This window comes from Marinobacter maroccanus, from assembly GCF_002933275.1.
Taxonomy (GTDB): Bacteria; Pseudomonadota; Gammaproteobacteria; order Pseudomonadales; family Oleiphilaceae; genus Marinobacter; species Marinobacter maroccanus.
Map to the genome: position 1 here is coordinate 145,050 of NZ_PSSX01000009.1, position 15,152 is coordinate 160,201.

General features: G+C 58.3%; 15 protein-coding genes and 2 tRNA genes. 9 read left to right on the plus strand and 8 right to left on the minus strand.

The genetic code is table 11. The features are described from left to right. Positions 1–178: 178 nt before the first annotated feature. Genes KEHDKFFH_RS11935 through hemA form a run of 4 tightly spaced genes read right to left on the minus strand, consistent with a single transcriptional unit; the run spans position 179 to position 4,175 of the window. Entirely contained in the window at positions 179–925 is a 747-nt protein-coding gene (locus KEHDKFFH_RS11935) for a molybdopterin-synthase adenylyltransferase MoeB (protein WP_104322122.1), read from the minus strand. Continuing rightward, positions 915–1,811 carry a peptide chain release factor N(5)-glutamine methyltransferase gene (gene prmC, locus KEHDKFFH_RS11940; protein ID WP_104322123.1) on the minus strand — a complete coding sequence of 299 codons (897 nt, stop codon included), beginning with the start codon at positions 1,809–1,811 and terminating at the stop codon, positions 915–917. Before prmC ends, KEHDKFFH_RS11935 begins: the two co-directional genes overlap by 11 nt. Further along, the gene (gene prfA, locus KEHDKFFH_RS11945) at positions 1,801–2,889 is read right to left on the minus strand and encodes a peptide chain release factor 1 (RefSeq protein ID WP_104322124.1); all 1,089 of its coding nucleotides are present in this window, start codon (positions 2,887–2,889) and stop codon (positions 1,801–1,803) included. Before prfA ends, prmC begins: the two co-directional genes overlap by 11 nt. Then, positions 2,886–4,175, minus strand: a complete 1,290-nt coding sequence (hemA, locus tag KEHDKFFH_RS11950) for a glutamyl-tRNA reductase (RefSeq protein WP_104322125.1) — start codon at positions 4,173–4,175, stop codon at positions 2,886–2,888. The genes prfA and hemA overlap by 4 nt, the downstream gene beginning before the upstream one ends. Before the next feature lie 247 nt (positions 4,176–4,422). Between hemA and KEHDKFFH_RS11955 the strand changes: the two genes are divergently transcribed. The 9 genes from KEHDKFFH_RS11955 (at position 4,423) to KEHDKFFH_RS11995 (ending at position 11,484) form a co-directional block, all read left to right on the plus strand. Continuing rightward, complete coding sequence (locus KEHDKFFH_RS11955; RefSeq protein WP_104322126.1) at positions 4,423–6,171, plus strand: tetratricopeptide repeat protein; 1,749 nt, start codon at positions 4,423–4,425, stop codon at positions 6,169–6,171. Beyond that, entirely contained in the window at positions 6,168–6,800 is a 633-nt protein-coding gene (lolB, locus tag KEHDKFFH_RS11960; RefSeq protein ID WP_104322127.1) for a lipoprotein insertase outer membrane protein LolB, read from the plus strand. Before KEHDKFFH_RS11955 ends, lolB begins: the two co-directional genes overlap by 4 nt. Further along, positions 6,797–7,660, plus strand: a complete 864-nt coding sequence (gene ispE, locus KEHDKFFH_RS11965; protein WP_104322128.1) for a 4-(cytidine 5'-diphospho)-2-C-methyl-D-erythritol kinase — start codon at positions 6,797–6,799, stop codon at positions 7,658–7,660. Before lolB ends, ispE begins: the two co-directional genes overlap by 4 nt. A 19-nt stretch (positions 7,661–7,679) precedes the next feature. Beyond that, positions 7,680–7,754, plus strand: a tRNA-Gln gene (locus tag KEHDKFFH_RS11970). Between the two features lie 52 nt (positions 7,755–7,806). Continuing rightward, positions 7,807–8,757, plus strand: coding sequence for a ribose-phosphate diphosphokinase (locus KEHDKFFH_RS11975; RefSeq protein ID WP_008176348.1), 951 nt, complete (start codon positions 7,807–7,809; stop codon positions 8,755–8,757). A gap of 166 nt (positions 8,758–8,923) precedes the next feature. Then, positions 8,924–9,568 carry a 50S ribosomal protein L25/general stress protein Ctc gene (locus KEHDKFFH_RS11980; RefSeq protein ID WP_104322142.1) on the plus strand — a complete coding sequence of 215 codons (645 nt, stop codon included), beginning with the start codon at positions 8,924–8,926 and terminating at the stop codon, positions 9,566–9,568. A gap of 30 nt (positions 9,569–9,598) precedes the next feature. Continuing rightward, complete coding sequence (pth, locus tag KEHDKFFH_RS11985) at positions 9,599–10,186, plus strand: aminoacyl-tRNA hydrolase (protein ID WP_104322129.1); 588 nt, start codon at positions 9,599–9,601, stop codon at positions 10,184–10,186. 37 nt (positions 10,187–10,223) lie between these two features. Then, positions 10,224–11,315: a redox-regulated ATPase YchF gene (ychF, locus tag KEHDKFFH_RS11990; RefSeq protein ID WP_064228294.1), complete on the plus strand. Its 1,092-nt coding sequence runs from the start codon at positions 10,224–10,226 to the stop codon at positions 11,313–11,315. Between the two features lie 92 nt (positions 11,316–11,407). Then, positions 11,408–11,484: transfer RNA gene (locus KEHDKFFH_RS11995), tRNA-Met, on the plus strand. 40 nt (positions 11,485–11,524) lie between these two features. Here the strand turns inward: KEHDKFFH_RS11995 and KEHDKFFH_RS12000 are convergent. The 4 genes from KEHDKFFH_RS12000 to KEHDKFFH_RS20125 all read right to left on the minus strand — a co-directional run. Continuing rightward, positions 11,525–11,965, minus strand: a complete 441-nt coding sequence (locus tag KEHDKFFH_RS12000; RefSeq protein ID WP_104322130.1) for a hypothetical protein — start codon at positions 11,963–11,965, stop codon at positions 11,525–11,527. Positions 11,966–12,262: 297 nt separating this feature from the next. Next, the gene (locus KEHDKFFH_RS12005) at positions 12,263–13,255 is read right to left on the minus strand and encodes a phage integrase (protein ID WP_198412761.1); all 993 of its coding nucleotides are present in this window, start codon (positions 13,253–13,255) and stop codon (positions 12,263–12,265) included. Next, on the minus strand, positions 13,252–14,514 hold the full coding sequence (locus KEHDKFFH_RS12010) for a hypothetical protein (protein WP_104322131.1): 1,263 nt from the start codon (positions 14,512–14,514) through the stop codon (positions 13,252–13,254). The genes KEHDKFFH_RS12005 and KEHDKFFH_RS12010 overlap by 4 nt, the downstream gene beginning before the upstream one ends. Positions 14,515–14,639: 125 nt before the next feature. After that, on the minus strand, positions 14,640–15,152 hold a 513-nt coding region (locus KEHDKFFH_RS20125; protein ID WP_158253196.1), incomplete at its 5' end, for a hypothetical protein.

The following is a 15,152-nucleotide window of genomic DNA, read 5'->3' on the forward strand; positions in this document are numbered from 1 at the left end:
CAACGAGGCGGGCTACTCCATGACTCTGACGCAGTGCCGGGGATGGCCTTCCCAAAACTGTGCGGAGCCATGGATGGCGGAGCCCAAGCGTCACATGGACGTGCCGCCAGGAGCGTGTTTTGGGAAGGTTATCCCCGGCGCTGCAGCCCGAAAGCTCGCAAGCCCACCTGCACCAAAGTCAGCCAGAACAAACCGGGCAATCAGGATCCCTCGCCAGCTTCATCTCCCGCCACTGCATCTCCCAGGCATCCAGAATCAACAACCGCCCGATCAAAGGCGTCCCCACCCCGGAAATCACCTTGATGGCCTCCATCGCCTGAGTCGCCCCGATCATCCCCACCAACGGCGCAATAACCCCCGCCTCTGAACAGGTCAAATCCTCATTGCCCTGCTCCGGATACAGACAGTGGTAACAGGGGCTCTCTTCCCGCCGGCTGTCGTAAACCGAAACCTGACCCTCGCCACGAATCGCAGCACCGGACACCAGGGGCACTTTCGCCGCCACACAGGCACGGTTCAGGGCAAACCGCGTATTGAAGTTATCGGTGCAATCAACCACCAGGGTCGCCTCTGCAACCGTCCGCGCCAGAGCCTCACCCTCAAGGCGCTGATTCAGGGCGGTGACGGACACCAGCGGGTTGATCCGCCGAATCCGGTCGGCCAGGCTTTCCGCCTTCGATTCACCCAGCTGCGCAGTTTCAAAACCAATCTGGCGCTGGAGGTTAGCCAGCTCAATATTGTCGTCATCCACCAGTGTCAGGGTCCCGACCCCTGCGGCGCCGAGATAGAGAGCGACAGGGCACCCCAGGCCACCCGCCCCAAGCACCAGAACCCGGGCAGACTGCAACTTTTCCTGGCCGGAAATATCGAACCGCGGCATCAGGATCTGCCGACTGTAGCGCAATAATTCGTCGTCACTGAGCATCTGCATCTCCCCTGTTAGGCGCCGGAGCAATGACCGCAGCGCCAGAAAACCATCGCCCAAGCGTCATCCGGTCCCGGTTGCCATAATCCTTGCGAGTCTCAACGTCTTTAAACCCACGCGCGCGGAACAACCCTGCCACGGCCTCCGCCTGATCAAAACCATGCTCAACCAGAAGCCATCCGCTTTCAGCCAGCCAGTCCGGCGCCTGATCGACAATCAACCGGAGGTCGTCCAGACCATCACGACCGGATACCAGGGCCGAGGCGGGTTCGAACCGAACATCACCTTCCATCAGGTGATGATCATTATCCGGAATATAGGGCGGGTTGGAGACAATCAGATCAAACCTGCCGAGCTTGAGCTCTGAAAACCAGGAGCTCTGAACCACAGAAACTGTCAGACCCAGCGCATCAGCATTGTCACGGGCAAGCGCGACTGCCTCGGCCACGGCATCACAGCCGGTGATCTGCCACTCCGGGTGCTCACTGGCAAGCGCCAGGGCGATGGCGCCGGTCCCCGTGCCCAGGTCCAGCACTTGCGCCTGCTGGGCCAACGGCAAATCCAGAGCGACTTCCACCAGGCATTCGGTATCCGGTCTCGGGATCAGGGTTGAGGCAGTGACCTTCAGCGGCAGTGACCAGAATTCCTGCTGCCCCAACAAATGTGCCACAGGCCTGCCGGCCACCCGATCCTGCACCAGCCTCTCAAATGCCTCGGCGTGAGCACCGGTAATCTCTCGTTCCGGCCAGGCCCGGAAACTGATCCGGCTCAGCCCCGTAATATGGCTCAGCAGCAGCTCGGCATCCAGTCTCGGCGAATCGCTATCAATCCGGGTGGATGCCTTCTTCAAAAGGGCTTCACAGGTCAGTGAGGTTTTACTGGTCATCGGCAAGGGAGGCGAGCAGCTCGGCCTGGTGCTCCTGCTGCAAAGGCACGACCACGGCGTCCAGGTCGCCGGCAATAACTTCGTCGAGCTTGTAGAGAGTGAGGTTAATACGGTGATCCGTAACCCGCCCCTGGGGGAAATTGTAGGTGCGGATGCGCTCGGAACGGTCGCCGCTGCCAACCAGACTCTTGCGTGTCTCGGCCATGGACTTCTGTTGCCGCTCGGTCTCGGCGTTTTGCAGCCGCGAGGCCAGCAGACTCAAAGCTTTCGCCCGGTTCTTGTGCTGGGAACGCTCTTCCTGGCACTCCACCACAATGCCCGTTGGCAGGTGCGTGATCCGGATTGCAGAGTCGGTCTTGTTGACGTGCTGACCGCCGGCACCGGAAGCGCGGAAGGTGTCCACCCGCAGATCCGCCTTGTTGAGCTCAATGGCTTCGGCCTCATCGGCCTCTGGCATCACGGCAACAGTACAGGCCGAGGTATGGATCCGCCCCTGGGATTCGGTTTCCGGCACGCGCTGCACCCGGTGGGCACCGGATTCAAACTTCAGGGCACCATAAACCCCATCGCCAGCGACACGGGCAATCAGCTCTTTGTAGCCGCCGTGCTCACCCTCGTTTTCGCTCAGAACCTCGACCTGCCAGCGCCGGCGCTCGGCATAGCGCAGATACATCCTGAACAGATCGCCGGCAAAGATGGCGGCTTCATCACCGCCGGTGCCGGCACGAATCTCCAGGAACACGTTCTTGCCGTCGTTCGGGTCTTTCGGCAGCATCAGGCGCTGCAGTTCCTCATCCAGCTCCTCGCTTTTGTGCTGGGCCAGTTGCAACTCTTCCTCGGCCATTTCCCGCATATCGGCGTCGCCATCCTTCGCCAGTTCCCGGGCCGCCTCGATGTCATCCAGCGAGTGCTGCCAGGCCTGGAAGCACTGAACAATGGGCTCGATCTCGGCGAACTCCCGGGAAAGGTCCCGGAACTTGTCCTGCTGGGAGATAATGGAAGAATCACTGAGCAATGCGCTGACTTCCTCGAAGCGGTCGGTAAGTTGCTCGAGGCGGGATTGAATCGATGGCTTCATAGTTTTTCCGGGGTAGTCGTTGTGTCCGCGTCCAGTGCATCCAGCTGGTGCAACTCACGCAGCCACTCTGTCACCTCGGTGCGACCTTCTGTGGTGGCCTTTCGAACCTGCACAGAGGGTTCGTGCAGGAGTTTGTTGGTGAGGCCGCGAGCCATACTGCGCAGCACGGTTTCAGGATCTGTGCCGTTACGCAGGGCGCGCAGGGCTTTGTCGGTCTCCGCATCGCGCAGCACTTCGGCGCGCTGACGGAACTGTTTGAGAGTGGACACCGCGTCCAGCGCCCGCAGCTGGTTCAGGAAATCCTGAACCCCGGACGCAACCAGATTCTCCGCTTCCCGGGCCGCGCCCTCACGAGAGCGTATATTCTCTTCGATTACCTGGCGCAGGTCGTCAACCGTGTAGAGATAGACGTCGTCCAGCGAGGCCACTTCCGGCTCGATATCCCGGGGCACGGCAATATCCACCATGAAATAGGGACGGTGCTTGCGTTTCTTCAGTGCCCGTTCGACGGCACCTTTGCCCAGGATCGGCAATGGGCTCGCCGTGGACGAAATAATGATATCAACATCGGCCAGGTGCTCGGGGATCTCGGACAGCACAATGCCCCTGCCACCACGGGATTCTGCCAGTGCCTGTGCCCGCTCAAGGGTACGATTGGCCACCAGGAAATCCTTCACGCCGGCATCCGCAAGGTGCCGGGCCACCAGCTCGATGGTTTTACCGGCACCGATCAGCAAGGCCTTGTTGCGGGACATGTCGGCAAAGATATGGTGCGCCATGCTCACCGCCGCATAGGCAACGGAGACGGGGTTTTCACCGATGGCGGTCTGGGTGCGCACGCGCTTGGCGACCGAGAAAGTGTGCTCAAACAGCCGGGACAGAAACGAACCGCTGGCGCCATGCTCCCGGGCCAGGGTGTAGGCATCCTTCAACTGCCCGAGAATCTGCGGCTCGCCCAGCACCATGGAATCCAGGCCGGCAGCCACCCGCATCATATGCCGCACAGCATCACCGTCGCGGTGCACGTACAGCGCTTCCTCAAGCTCCGCGGCATCCAGGCCATGAAACCCGGCCATCCAGCGAAGCACCATGGGTGCGCAGTCGTCATCGCCGGCCAGGTACAATTCGGTTCGGTTGCAGGTAGACAGAATCGCGGCCTCGGTGGCGCCTGAGGTAGCCCTCAGCTCGGCAAACGCCTCCGCCATACGCTCGGGCGTAAACGCAACTCGCTCCCGCAATTCAACGGGGGCCGTGCGATGATTGATTCCCAGCGTTACCAGTGCCATTTCGTGGTTGTACAACCTTTTGCCGATGAGCGGTGCAGATACGCGCAATTACGGGACATTTTAACGGTCAGCGGCCTGAGCTGCCACCCAAAACCGCCATAGCTTCGGCAAGTGCGGACAGGTTGGGCAAGATCAGGCGCTTATGCCATTATAGGGATTCGGCTGAGGCCGGGACCCGATCTACCTCAAGAAAGGGGCTGGAGCGTGGTTATTTTTGATGCGTTTTCGACAGACCATGGGAAGTTGCATGCACAAGTCCGTACCGTTTCTGGTTACCTGCCTGCTTGGCCTCACACTGGCAGGGTGTGCCAGCCTTACCGGCACTGAGGAAGCGCCTGCTACTGGCGAAAAAGCCGCCTTTGAGAAAAAGACTGAGCCACAGCCACCGGTTGAATACGCCGATTTCGAGCCCGAAACCCTCTATCTGCTCCTGTCTGCCGAAATCGCGGCCCAGCGCGGCCGCTACGATATTACCCTGGTGAACTACCTGAAGGCTGCCAAACAATCCCGCGACCAGGTGGTTATTGAGCGGGCCATGAGAATTGCCCAGTCCCTGAACGGAGATAACGCCCAGAAGCAGCTGGCCGAGCTGTGGCTGGAGATCGACCCGGATAGCCTTCAGGCCCACCGGATCTCTGCTATCCAGGCGGTAAAGGGCAACGACCTCCAGACTGCCATCCACCACATGGAGCGGATCATGGATCAGGGTGGCGATGCTGACTTCGACAGCCTGGCCGCCATGGCCGCAAATCTGCCACCAGAACAGCAACAGGAGCTGCTGGCCCTCTACAATGAAATGTCGGACCGCCATCCGGACACCCCGGAACTGGAGTACAGCATCGCGCTGCTATTAAAGGTTACCGGTCAGCCGCAGCAAGCCCTGGAGAGGCTTGAACCCCTGCTGCAGGAGAACCCGAACTTCCAGCCGGCGATCATCCTCAAGGGCGACCTGCTCTACCAGACCGGCCAGAAAAGCAGCGCCCTCGATTACCTGCTGACAAACACCCGGCGCTTTCCCGGCAACCGGCAGATGGGCACACTTTATGGCCGCATGCTCATAAATGAAGGCGAATTACAGGCTGCCCAGGACGAATTCAACCGCCTTGTTAAGCGCTACCCCGACACTCCGGGCCTGAGGCTATCCCACGCGCTGGTCGCCCTTGAGAATGGCCAGAGCGATCTGGCCCGGGAAGAGCTGACCCAACTGGCCGATCAGGGCCACCATACCAGCGAAGCCAACTACTATCTGGGCCGCATTGAGGATCAGGCGGGTAACACCGAGCAGGCCATTGGCTATTATCAGAGCGTGGAACAGGGCAATTACTACTTTCCGGCCCTGGCCCGCGCCAGCTCCCTTCTGGCTGAGAACGGCCAGCTCGAGGACGCCATTGACCGCATCCGCAGGCTGCGCGAGGCCAACCCCCGGCAGGCAGAGAACTTCTGGCTGCTGGAGGTAAACCTGTTGCTGGACCAGGAACAGCGACAGGAGGCTCTGAGCACCGCCACCGAAGCTCTGGAAGAGCATCCAGACAACATCGAGATCCGCTACGCCCGGGCCATGCTGTACGACGGTATCGGGCAGCCTGCCAATGCGGAAGCGGATCTGAAGCAGATTATCGACCAGGAACCGGAAAACGCCGTGGCCCTGAACGCCCTGGGCTACGTCCTGACCACCCGGACGGACAGACTGAGAGAGGCCCGCGGCTATATCGAGAAAGCCCTGCGACTGGACCCGGATAACCCGGCCATTCTCGACAGCATGGGCTGGGTCCTGTTCCTCGAAGGCCAGATCGAGCCCGCGCTCGACTACCTTTCCCGGGCCTGGGCCGCCTTCCCGGACCCTGAAGTTGCCGCCCACTATGGTGAAGCGCTCTGGATGAACGGCGCCGAAGAGCAGGCCCGGATCATCTGGCAGGAAGGCCTGGAGCAGGACAGCGACCACGAAGTGCTGAGGGAAACCATAAACCGGCTGACCAACGGTGGTGAGCCGGAATGAAGCTTGCCCGAACCCTGGCAGCACTGATGATGTTTGCCACCCTCAGTGCCTGTACCACGATCCAGATCGACCCATTGCCGGAGGGCATGACAGACCAACCCCCGGCGAACTGGACCACCCGTGCGGCCAGTCTCGGCGAACTCGATCACTGGAAGCTGACCGGCAAGCTGGCCGTCCGCCAGCCGTCAGACAGCGGAACCGCCATCATCAACCACTGGGTTCAGGACGGCGAAGCCTACGACCTGGCCCTTTCCTCGTCCTTTCTCGGCATGGGCAGCACAACCCTTAAAGGCGTGCCCGGCTTTATTGAGCTGACCCTGCCGAACGGAGAAACCTATCGCTCGGGGGAGCCGGAAGCGCTGGTCGAGGCCGCCACGGGCTGGCAGTTGCCCCTGCAAAATCTGACCTGGTGGATTCGGGGCCTGCCATCCCCGGCCAGCGATTACCGCCTGCTGTTCGATAATCAGGGCACCCTTGCCATAATCCGCCAGAACGGCTGGGAAATCCGCTACGACCGCTGGCAGACCTTCCTCTCCAGCTACCCTGCACTCCCCGCCCGCATCACTGCACTCAAAGAGGAAAAGCGTGTCCGGCTGGTGGTCAGCGACTGGCAGGAGCAGCCTGAATGACACCCGACCTGATATTGCCGTCACCGGCGAAACTGAATCTGTTCCTGCACATCGTCGGGCGCCGGGACGACGGCTATCACGAACTTCAGACCCTGTTTCAGTTTCTCGACTACGGCGACGACCTGAGCTTCACCCTCACACCCGGCGAGCCCGGCGTAAGGCTCGCGGAGCCCGTTCCGGGTGTTGAAGATGACGATAACCTCATCGTTCGCGCCGCCAGAGCTCTTCTGGAACGGGCTCAGGGCGATCTGCCCGGAGTGACCATCGGCATCACCAAACGGTTGCCCATGGGCGGCGGCCTTGGCGGCGGCAGCTCCAACGCCGCAACCACCCTGCTGGGACTGAACTACCTCTGGCAGCTCGAGATGAGTACCGACGAGCTTGCAGAAGTCGGCCTGAGCCTGGGCGCCGATGTACCGGTGTTCGTCCGTGGCCGTGCTGCCTTCGGCGAGGGGGTTGGTGAAACACTGACCAACGCCAATCCGCCGGAAGATTGGTTCCTTGTTCTCAAGCCTGGCTGCAACATAAACACTGGCAAGATTTTTTCCGAGCAAGGGTTGACAAGGAACACCCCGAGAATCAAAATAGCGCCCGCTTTTGAGGGAGACGCCTCGAGGTACCGAAACGACTGTGAGGATGTAGTTAGAAAACTGTATCCTGAGGTTAACCAGAGCCTGGAATGGCTTTCACAATTCGGACCTGCAAGATTAACCGGAACCGGGGCTTGCATATTTGGACGTTTCCCGACAGAATCCGCAGCCCGGATCATCTGGGAAAGCAAACCCTCCGGCGTCACGGGGTTCGTAGCTAAAGGGGTGAACAGTTCACCTCTACACAAAAAGCTAACAGAGCTGAAATGATGCCAAAAAAGCACGATACTGGGGTGTCGCCAAGTGGTAAGGCAACGGGTTTTGATCCCGTCATGCGCAGGTTCGAATCCTGCCACCCCAGCCACCTTTCTCCCGCTTCTTCTGAATCAAACGCCGATACTGAGAAGGATGCCGTCGTGTCCAAACTGATGATCTTCGCTGGCAACGCCAACCCTGAACTGGCTCAGGCGATTGCCCGCAAACTCCACATTCCCATGGGTCAGGCCACTGTAGGCCGCTTCAGCGACGGAGAAACCACCGTCGAGATCAATGAGAATGTCCGCGGCCATGATGTCTTCATCATCCAGCCGACCTGCTACCCCACCAACGACAACCTGATGGAACTGATCGTGATGGCCGACGCACTTCGCCGTGCTTCCGCTACACGGGTCACCGCCGTTATCCCCTACTACGGATACGCGCGTCAGGATCGCCGGGTACGCTCTACCCGTGTTGCCATCAGTGCCAAGGTGGTAGCCGACATGATTTCCAGCATCGGCGTGGACCGGGTTCTGACCGTCGACCTGCACGCTGATCAGATCCAGGGCTTCTTCGATATTCCGGTAGACAACATCTACGCCACCCCGGTCATGCTCGAAGACATCTTCAAGCAGCGCTTCGAGAACTTTGTAGTGGTATCTCCGGACGTTGGCGGCGTGGTTCGTGCCCGTGCCGTGGCCAAGCGCCTGGACGACGCCGATCTCGCCATCATCGACAAGCGCCGCCCGAAGGCGAACGTGTCTCAGGTCATGCACATCATCGGTGATGTCAAAGACAAGACCTGCATCCTGGTGGACGACATCATCGATACCGCGGGCACCCTGTGCAAAGCGGCCAACGCCCTGAAAGAGCACGGCGCTGCCCGCGTGGTTGCCTACATCACCCACCCGGTTCTCTCCGGCCCGGCCATTGATAACATCAATGCCTCGCAGCTGGACGAGCTCGTGGTCTGCGATACCATCCCGCTGGGTGACAAAGCGCATAATTGTGATAGAATCCGCGTCCTCGGAATGGCCGGACTGCTTGCGGAGTCTATTCGCCGCGTAAGCAACGAAGAGTCCATCAGCGCCATGTTCGAGAATGCCTGAGTGACCTTCCGGTCGTAATATCAAGGCATTACAAGTAGTTACCGGGTCGGGAGCCTACACAGGCTCCCGACTCTTTTAGTCAGCCGGAAAAATCCGGCTTTTCAGAAACATCACCTGATCCAACGCCTGGTCGCGGGCAGTTCAGGTGACGATTGAGGTTATTACCATGTCTCAGGAATTTGTTATCGAAGCATTTCCTCGCGACGATCAGGGGAGAGGTGCGAGCCGCCGCCTGCGTCGTGAGGAGCGTAAAATTCCGGCCATCATCTATGGTGGCGGAAAAGACGCTACTCCGGTTGCCATCTGGCACAACGAGCTGAAAAAAGCTCTGGAAAACGAAGCGTTCTTCTCGCACGTTCTGACCGTTGAGCTGAACGGCAAGAAAGAAAGCGTCATCCTGAAGGATCTGCAGCGTCACCCGTACAAGCCGATCCTGACCCACGCTGACTTCCTGCGCGTCGACAAGGATCACGAGATCCACGTCAACGTACCGCTGCACTTCATCAACGAAGACAGCGCACCGGCTATCAAGCTCCACGGCGGCGTAGCGAACCACCAGATCAACGAAGTTGAAGTGATCTGTCTGCCGCAGAACCTGCCCGAGTTCATCGAAGTGGACATGACCACTGTCGAGATGGACCAGGTAGTTCACCTGAGCGACCTGAAACTGCCGAAAGACGTCAAGATTGCCGCCCTGCTCCAGGGTGAAGATCACGACCTGCCTGTAGTGGCTATCCATAAGCCGCGCGGTGCCAAGGCCGACGACGCCGAAGAAGGTGAAGAAGGCGAAGAAGGCGAAGACAAGGAGTAATCACTCCTGCACTGAGGAGGGCAACGGCGAATGGCGCAGGATATTGTCATGGTGGTTGGTCTGGGGAATCCCGGCTCTGACTACGAGAATACCCGCCACAACGCCGGCGCCCTCTTCGTGGAAGCTCTGGCCCGCGCCGCGGGCCAGACGCTCCGCCCCGAAAAGAAATACCACGGGCTCTACGCCCGCATTCAATGGCAGGGCCTGGACCTGCACCTCCTGAATCCCACTACCTTTATGAATCGCAGCGGCCTGGCCATCAAGGCGCTGGCAGATTTCTTCAAGATTCAGCCCCAACAGATTCTGGTTGCCCACGACGAACTCGATCTGCCCCCGGGTACCGCCAAGCTCAAGAAAGGTGGCGGCCACGGCGGACACAACGGCCTGCGTGACACCATTGCTCACCTGGGCACCAACGACTTTCAGAGACTGCGCATCGGCATTGGCCACCCCGGCGACAGCCGCAGGGTAACCGGCTACGTGCTCGGCCGCCTGGGCAAACAGGAAACCGAGGAACTGAACGCAGTGATCGACGAAATCATGCGGGTATTACCGGATGCAGCCTGCGGCAAACTCCCCGCCGCCATGAATCGCCTGCACAGTTTCAAACCGGTATAATCCGCTCAAATTTTTCCAGTACCAGCAGAGGCATTCCATGGGATTTAACTGCGGCATCGTCGGCCTTCCCAACGTCGGCAAATCCACCCTGTTCAACGCATTGACCAAATCCGGCATTGGCGCGGAAAACTTCCCGTTCTGCACCATTGAGCCTAACGCCGGTGTTGTCGCCATGCCTGACCCGCGCCTCAACAAACTGGCGGAGATCGTAAAGCCGGAACGGGTCGTCCCGACCACCATGGAATTCGTCGACATCGCCGGCCTGGTGGCAGGCGCGTCCAAGGGCGAGGGCCTGGGCAACCAGTTCCTGGCCAATATCCGCCAGACCGACGCCATTGCCCATGTGGTGCGCTGCTTTGAAGACGGCAACGTCATTCACGTGGCCAACAAGATAGATCCCGCCTCAGACATCGAAGTAATCAATACTGAGCTGGCTCTGGCCGACCTGGACACCGTTGAGAAAGCCATCAAGCGCGTTCAACGCGTGGCCAAGAGCGGTGACAAGGAAGCCAAGGCCCAGCTGGAGATGTTCGAGAAACTGCTGCCCGTGCTGAACGAGGGCAAACCGGTGCGCAGCATGAATCTGGACAAAGACCAGATGGCCCTGATCCGCGAGCTCTGCCTGCTGACCGTGAAGCCGACCATGTACATTGCCAACGTCAGCGAAGACGGGTTCGAGAACAACCCGCATCTGGACACGGTGCGCAAGATCGCCGAGTCGGAAAATGCCGTGGTCGTGCCCATCTGCAACAAGATAGAAGCCGAAATCTCCGAACTGGAAGACGATGAAAAATCCATGTTCCTGGAGGAAATGGGCATGGAAGAGCCAGGCCTGGACCGGGTAATCCGCGGCGGCTACGGCCTGCTGGGCCTGCAGACCTACTTTACCGCCGGGGTGAAGGAAGTCCGCGCCTGGACCGTGAAGATCGGCGCCACAGCGCCTCAGGCGGCCGGCGTGATCCATACCGACTTCGAGCGTGGATTTATCCGGGCAGAAGTGGTGAGCTACGACGATTTCGTGCAGTACAACGGCGAAGCCGGGGCCAAGGATGCCGGTAAATGGCGCCTGGAAGGCAAGGAATACATCGTCAAAGACGGCGACGTTATCCACTTCCGCTTCAACGTGTAATTTTTCAGGAAAAACTGGCCCCCAAGCCTTGACAGAAAGGGCCCAAATACTGAAAATACGCGCCTCGTTTGGGGCGATGCCCAAAACGAAATGGCAAGGTAGCTCAGTTGGTTAGAGCACAGCACTCATAATGCTGGGGTCGGCGGTTCGACTCCGCCCCTTGCTACCAAGATTCAAAGGGTTACGATTCACGTCGTAGCCCTTTTTTGTTAGTTGTCCCCTTTTTGTCCCCCGCTTGTCTCTCCGGACGTAATCAGGCTGACAGGGTTATCGATCCTGCAGGCCTCAACCGCATCAAACACCTCAGATGCCAGACCATTGCTCTGACTGAATTCCGACAAGTAGAGGGACACCGGGAGAGAGCCTGCCAGCTGCTGATAAACGTTGACACCCTCGGCACCGAAAACGTCATACACCATTAGCTTGGGAATAACGGCTACGTCTATCCGGTCATATTTCAACATCGAGGCCAACTGGGACCAGGATCCGACTTCGGTAACCACTGAATTGCCCTTCGGTATGAACTCAGCGCCGATAAAGCCTCTCGGAATCGCGTAGCGAAGGCCTTCTGCACGCTCAATCGGAGGAAGAGGCCGCAGGGACACAAAAACGTAGTCAGCCTTCAACAACTCACCAGCGAAGACCGCCACGGCATCTCTGTATTCGCTTCGGGCCAGAGGTAAGAGAGCGTCGAGTTCGCCTCTAGCTAAATGGTGAAATCCCCGCTTCAAGGAGCGTGGCAAGAAACACTATCTTGAAAAACAGCCGCGTCACTTCCGATGTCCTAAATTCCATTCAACTCGCAAAAAGAATCGTTCTTAACAAGAAATCTAGTCGATGTTTATACGGTTTCAAATACCTGGTTCCACCAAAGCTATTCCAATATCGAATTTCATAAGACCTGACATCAATTTCGGTTCTTAATATCGCCAGAGAAACACCAACCACTACCCATTGGAAGCAGAGCCGAATTCCCCATATGAGAGATCATTCACCGGTGATAGTCGAATTGCCGACTCAAGGTGATCTGGTGAGAGATGCGCATACTTCATGGTCATGGTGATGTTTCCGTGACCGAGGATGCGTTGAAGCGTAAGGATGTCTCCCCCGTTCATCATGTAGTGACTGGCGAAAGTGTGCCGAAGGATGTGCGTCAGCTGTTGAGGCGTGGAGAACCCACACCGTTTATAGGCAGCCCGGAATGCTGATCGGCAAGGGCCGAATAAACGCCCCGGACCAGGTAACGCATGTTCCAGGATCTGTTCCTGGATCTTCGGGTCAATCGGCACTGCCCTGCTCTTTCCGTTTTTTGTATCGCGGAAGATGACCTTACCCGATACAAAACCGGAATGGGTGAGGGTTTCCGCTTCTATCCATCGGGCACCTGTTGCCAGGCAGATCATGGCAACCGACCAGACAAACTCGTTTGAACTCTGCCGGCATTCCTCCAGGAGCTGGTTGCACTGCTCGATGGTGAGGAAAGACATTTCCCGCTCTGCGACCCTGACCTGGCGAACAGGCCCAATCGGGTTTGTCTTCAGGTGGCCGATCCGGACCATTTCAGAAAAGACAGCAGACAGGTAACGCTGTTCATGGTTGCAGGTACTTGGTGTGACTTCCTTGATTCGTTCTGCCCGGTACTCCATCCAGTCAGTGGCGGTGAAATCCTTTACCCTGGGATTCCCCAGCCGATCACAGATAGCGTTTGTCCTGGATAAGCGATACTTGGCATCCTTCAGGGTGTGGCCGTGATAGTCGTACCACTTCTTAACCAGGTCTTTTAACCGTTCCGATGGTGCACGATCCTTGCGGCCATAATCCCGCATGAACTGAAGTGCATCGAGGCGGGTTTTGAAGCCCTGCTTTCGAACACGGGGACCAGTCTTCTTACCAAATGGGTAGAAATCGACTCGCCAGCCGTTGTCGGTTTTCTCGATCACGCGGCCACCTTGGTCAGTAGTCGTCGCTTTATCAAGCCATCGTCAACGAGCCGGTATAGCTCGTTTTCGTAGATCTCCCGTCGTCGGTAGTAGTTGCACAGATCCTCCCAGAGGCCGCTTTTCTTGAGGCAATCCCAAGCCTGACGAGTGTTAAACCGGTTGCGGGCATAAATGCTCAGGAGATTGCCAAAGGCCAGGGAGACGTTCTTTTCGTTGCCGCAACCGGGTTCCTTTTTTGCGCGTTTGTACAGCAGATCCGGGGCTGAATAGCCAAAGCCGATGTCTTGTCGGAGCTTGGTCCAGATGGGGTGTACCCAGTCCCGTTTTACTTCGTAGCGGTTGCCCTGGAGGGCGTATTGCCAGAGGCCGGTCAGGTGCGGGACTGCGTCCATGTAGGTATAGATGGGTTTCATGCCAGGTGTGCCCTGGGAGATCTCATTGACGATCCGGTGATGGAAGCGGATTTCCAGACGCCAGACGGGTTTGTCAGGGTCATAGCAGGTGTCTGGGAAGGATTCTTCATTCACCGCACATTCCCAGATGCCTTCCATGAAGGCGCGTTTGTCGCTGACATCGATTTCCTTGGACTTGTCATAGAGGCAGACCTGAAGGCTGTTGGCCTTGCCGAAGGTGTAGGTTTCGCCACGACCATTGATGGTGGTTCCGTGTAGTCCCTGGAAGTGAAAGTCGCTGAGGCCGTTGTGAACGGTGACCGTCTTTGCCCTGGTAACGAAGTGTTGGGCGAAATCCGCGGGAGGCTCCCAGCCCTGGAAATCAACTGCCAGGTGTAGAGCGATACCAACCGGTTTGATGCCTTTCAGGAAGTGAATGCCCCATTCTGCGAGTTCGTCGTGGATCTGGTCGCTGGATCTCTCATAGAGCCAGCGCGGTGAGGTCTCGATCTTGACGTGCGTTCCCTGGTTATCGGCTTCGGCGTAGAAGTTCTGGACGAGGATCGTCAGACCATACTCACGGTTCTGAAGCAGGTATTTAAAGCCACCACGGCGGCCAGACTGGACACGGAATTGAACGCCACGGACTTCGACGGAAGCTTCGAAGCTTTCTTCATAGGCGGTTGCGATCTCCGCGAGGACTTCAGGCCTCAGCCTTCCCTCGAACAGTTGCCGGACCGTATCGACTCCGGTCCAAAGGACGTTTACCTGGGAAAGATCCACCTGGTGACCATCGGGACCGATGAAAAGATCCCCTTTTCCGACCTCACCGGTCTGGACGTTGAAGCGCTCAAAGTCGTTAATCATATGTAGTGTTCCTTTCTGTCTGTTATTGAACCGAAGTTTCGGTATCTATGAGACGTGTTACAGGGACGTCTCCGGGCTTCGCCCGCTCCCTGCCGCTCCTCGCCATCGTCGCGGCCGTCCGCGGGCTACGCCTCTTCTTTGACTTTCTGGAGCGGGTTGATGGCCTCCAGGGGGTAGGTGTCTGGCTCGATATTGGGCCGGGGTTCCGGTGCCTGGATGCGGTTTCGCTGGCAGTAGATGTCCTGGACCTTTTGGCCGTCCCACCACAGCTCGGCATGGCAGGGGCGCAGGTAGAGGATGCGGTAGCCGAAGCTGAACAGGTCCTGCTGGGTCACGGAGAAGTCGCCTTTCTGGTCAAGGCCGTGGAAGAGGTAGGCGCGATTGATGCTGCCGGCGATTCTCAGTGCGGCATCCTGGAAGGGGTGTTTGGGTTGGTTGTTATTGGCTAGGCGACTGCTGTTCTCAGTACCAGCTTGAGGATCGCGGACATCACGACCATCAGACAGAGCATCAGGGCCAGCCGCATCGATACTTTGAATATCCGTCGGATCAACCGCATCGAAAGTTCTTTCCCTTTCGAAGATGCCGACCGCAAGGTAGGCAAACACCAGTAGAGAAATGACTGACAGCGAAAGATA

Coding starts and splice junctions, on each gene's coding strand:
- ispE (WP_104322128.1), top strand. CDS start 6,797: ATGACACCCGACCTGATATTGCCGTCACCGGCGAAACTGAATCTGTTC.
- KEHDKFFH_RS11935 (WP_104322122.1), bottom strand. CDS start 925: ATGCTCAGTGACGACGAATTATTGCGCTACAGTCGGCAGATCCTGATG.
- hemA (WP_104322125.1), bottom strand. CDS start 4,175: ATGGCACTGGTAACGCTGGGAATCAATCATCGCACGGCCCCCGTTGAA.
- prfA (WP_104322124.1), bottom strand. CDS start 2,889: ATGAAGCCATCGATTCAATCCCGCCTCGAGCAACTTACCGACCGCTTC.
- ychF (WP_064228294.1), top strand. CDS start 10,224: ATGGGATTTAACTGCGGCATCGTCGGCCTTCCCAACGTCGGCAAATCC.
- KEHDKFFH_RS12010 (WP_104322131.1), bottom strand. CDS start 14,514: ATGATTAACGACTTTGAGCGCTTCAACGTCCAGACCGGTGAGGTCGGA.
- lolB (WP_104322127.1), top strand. CDS start 6,168: ATGAAGCTTGCCCGAACCCTGGCAGCACTGATGATGTTTGCCACCCTC.
- KEHDKFFH_RS11980 (WP_104322142.1), top strand. CDS start 8,924: ATGTCTCAGGAATTTGTTATCGAAGCATTTCCTCGCGACGATCAGGGG.
- pth (WP_104322129.1), top strand. CDS start 9,599: ATGGCGCAGGATATTGTCATGGTGGTTGGTCTGGGGAATCCCGGCTCT.
- KEHDKFFH_RS11955 (WP_104322126.1), top strand. CDS start 4,423: ATGCACAAGTCCGTACCGTTTCTGGTTACCTGCCTGCTTGGCCTCACA.
- prmC (WP_104322123.1), bottom strand. CDS start 1,811: ATGACCAGTAAAACCTCACTGACCTGTGAAGCCCTTTTGAAGAAGGCA.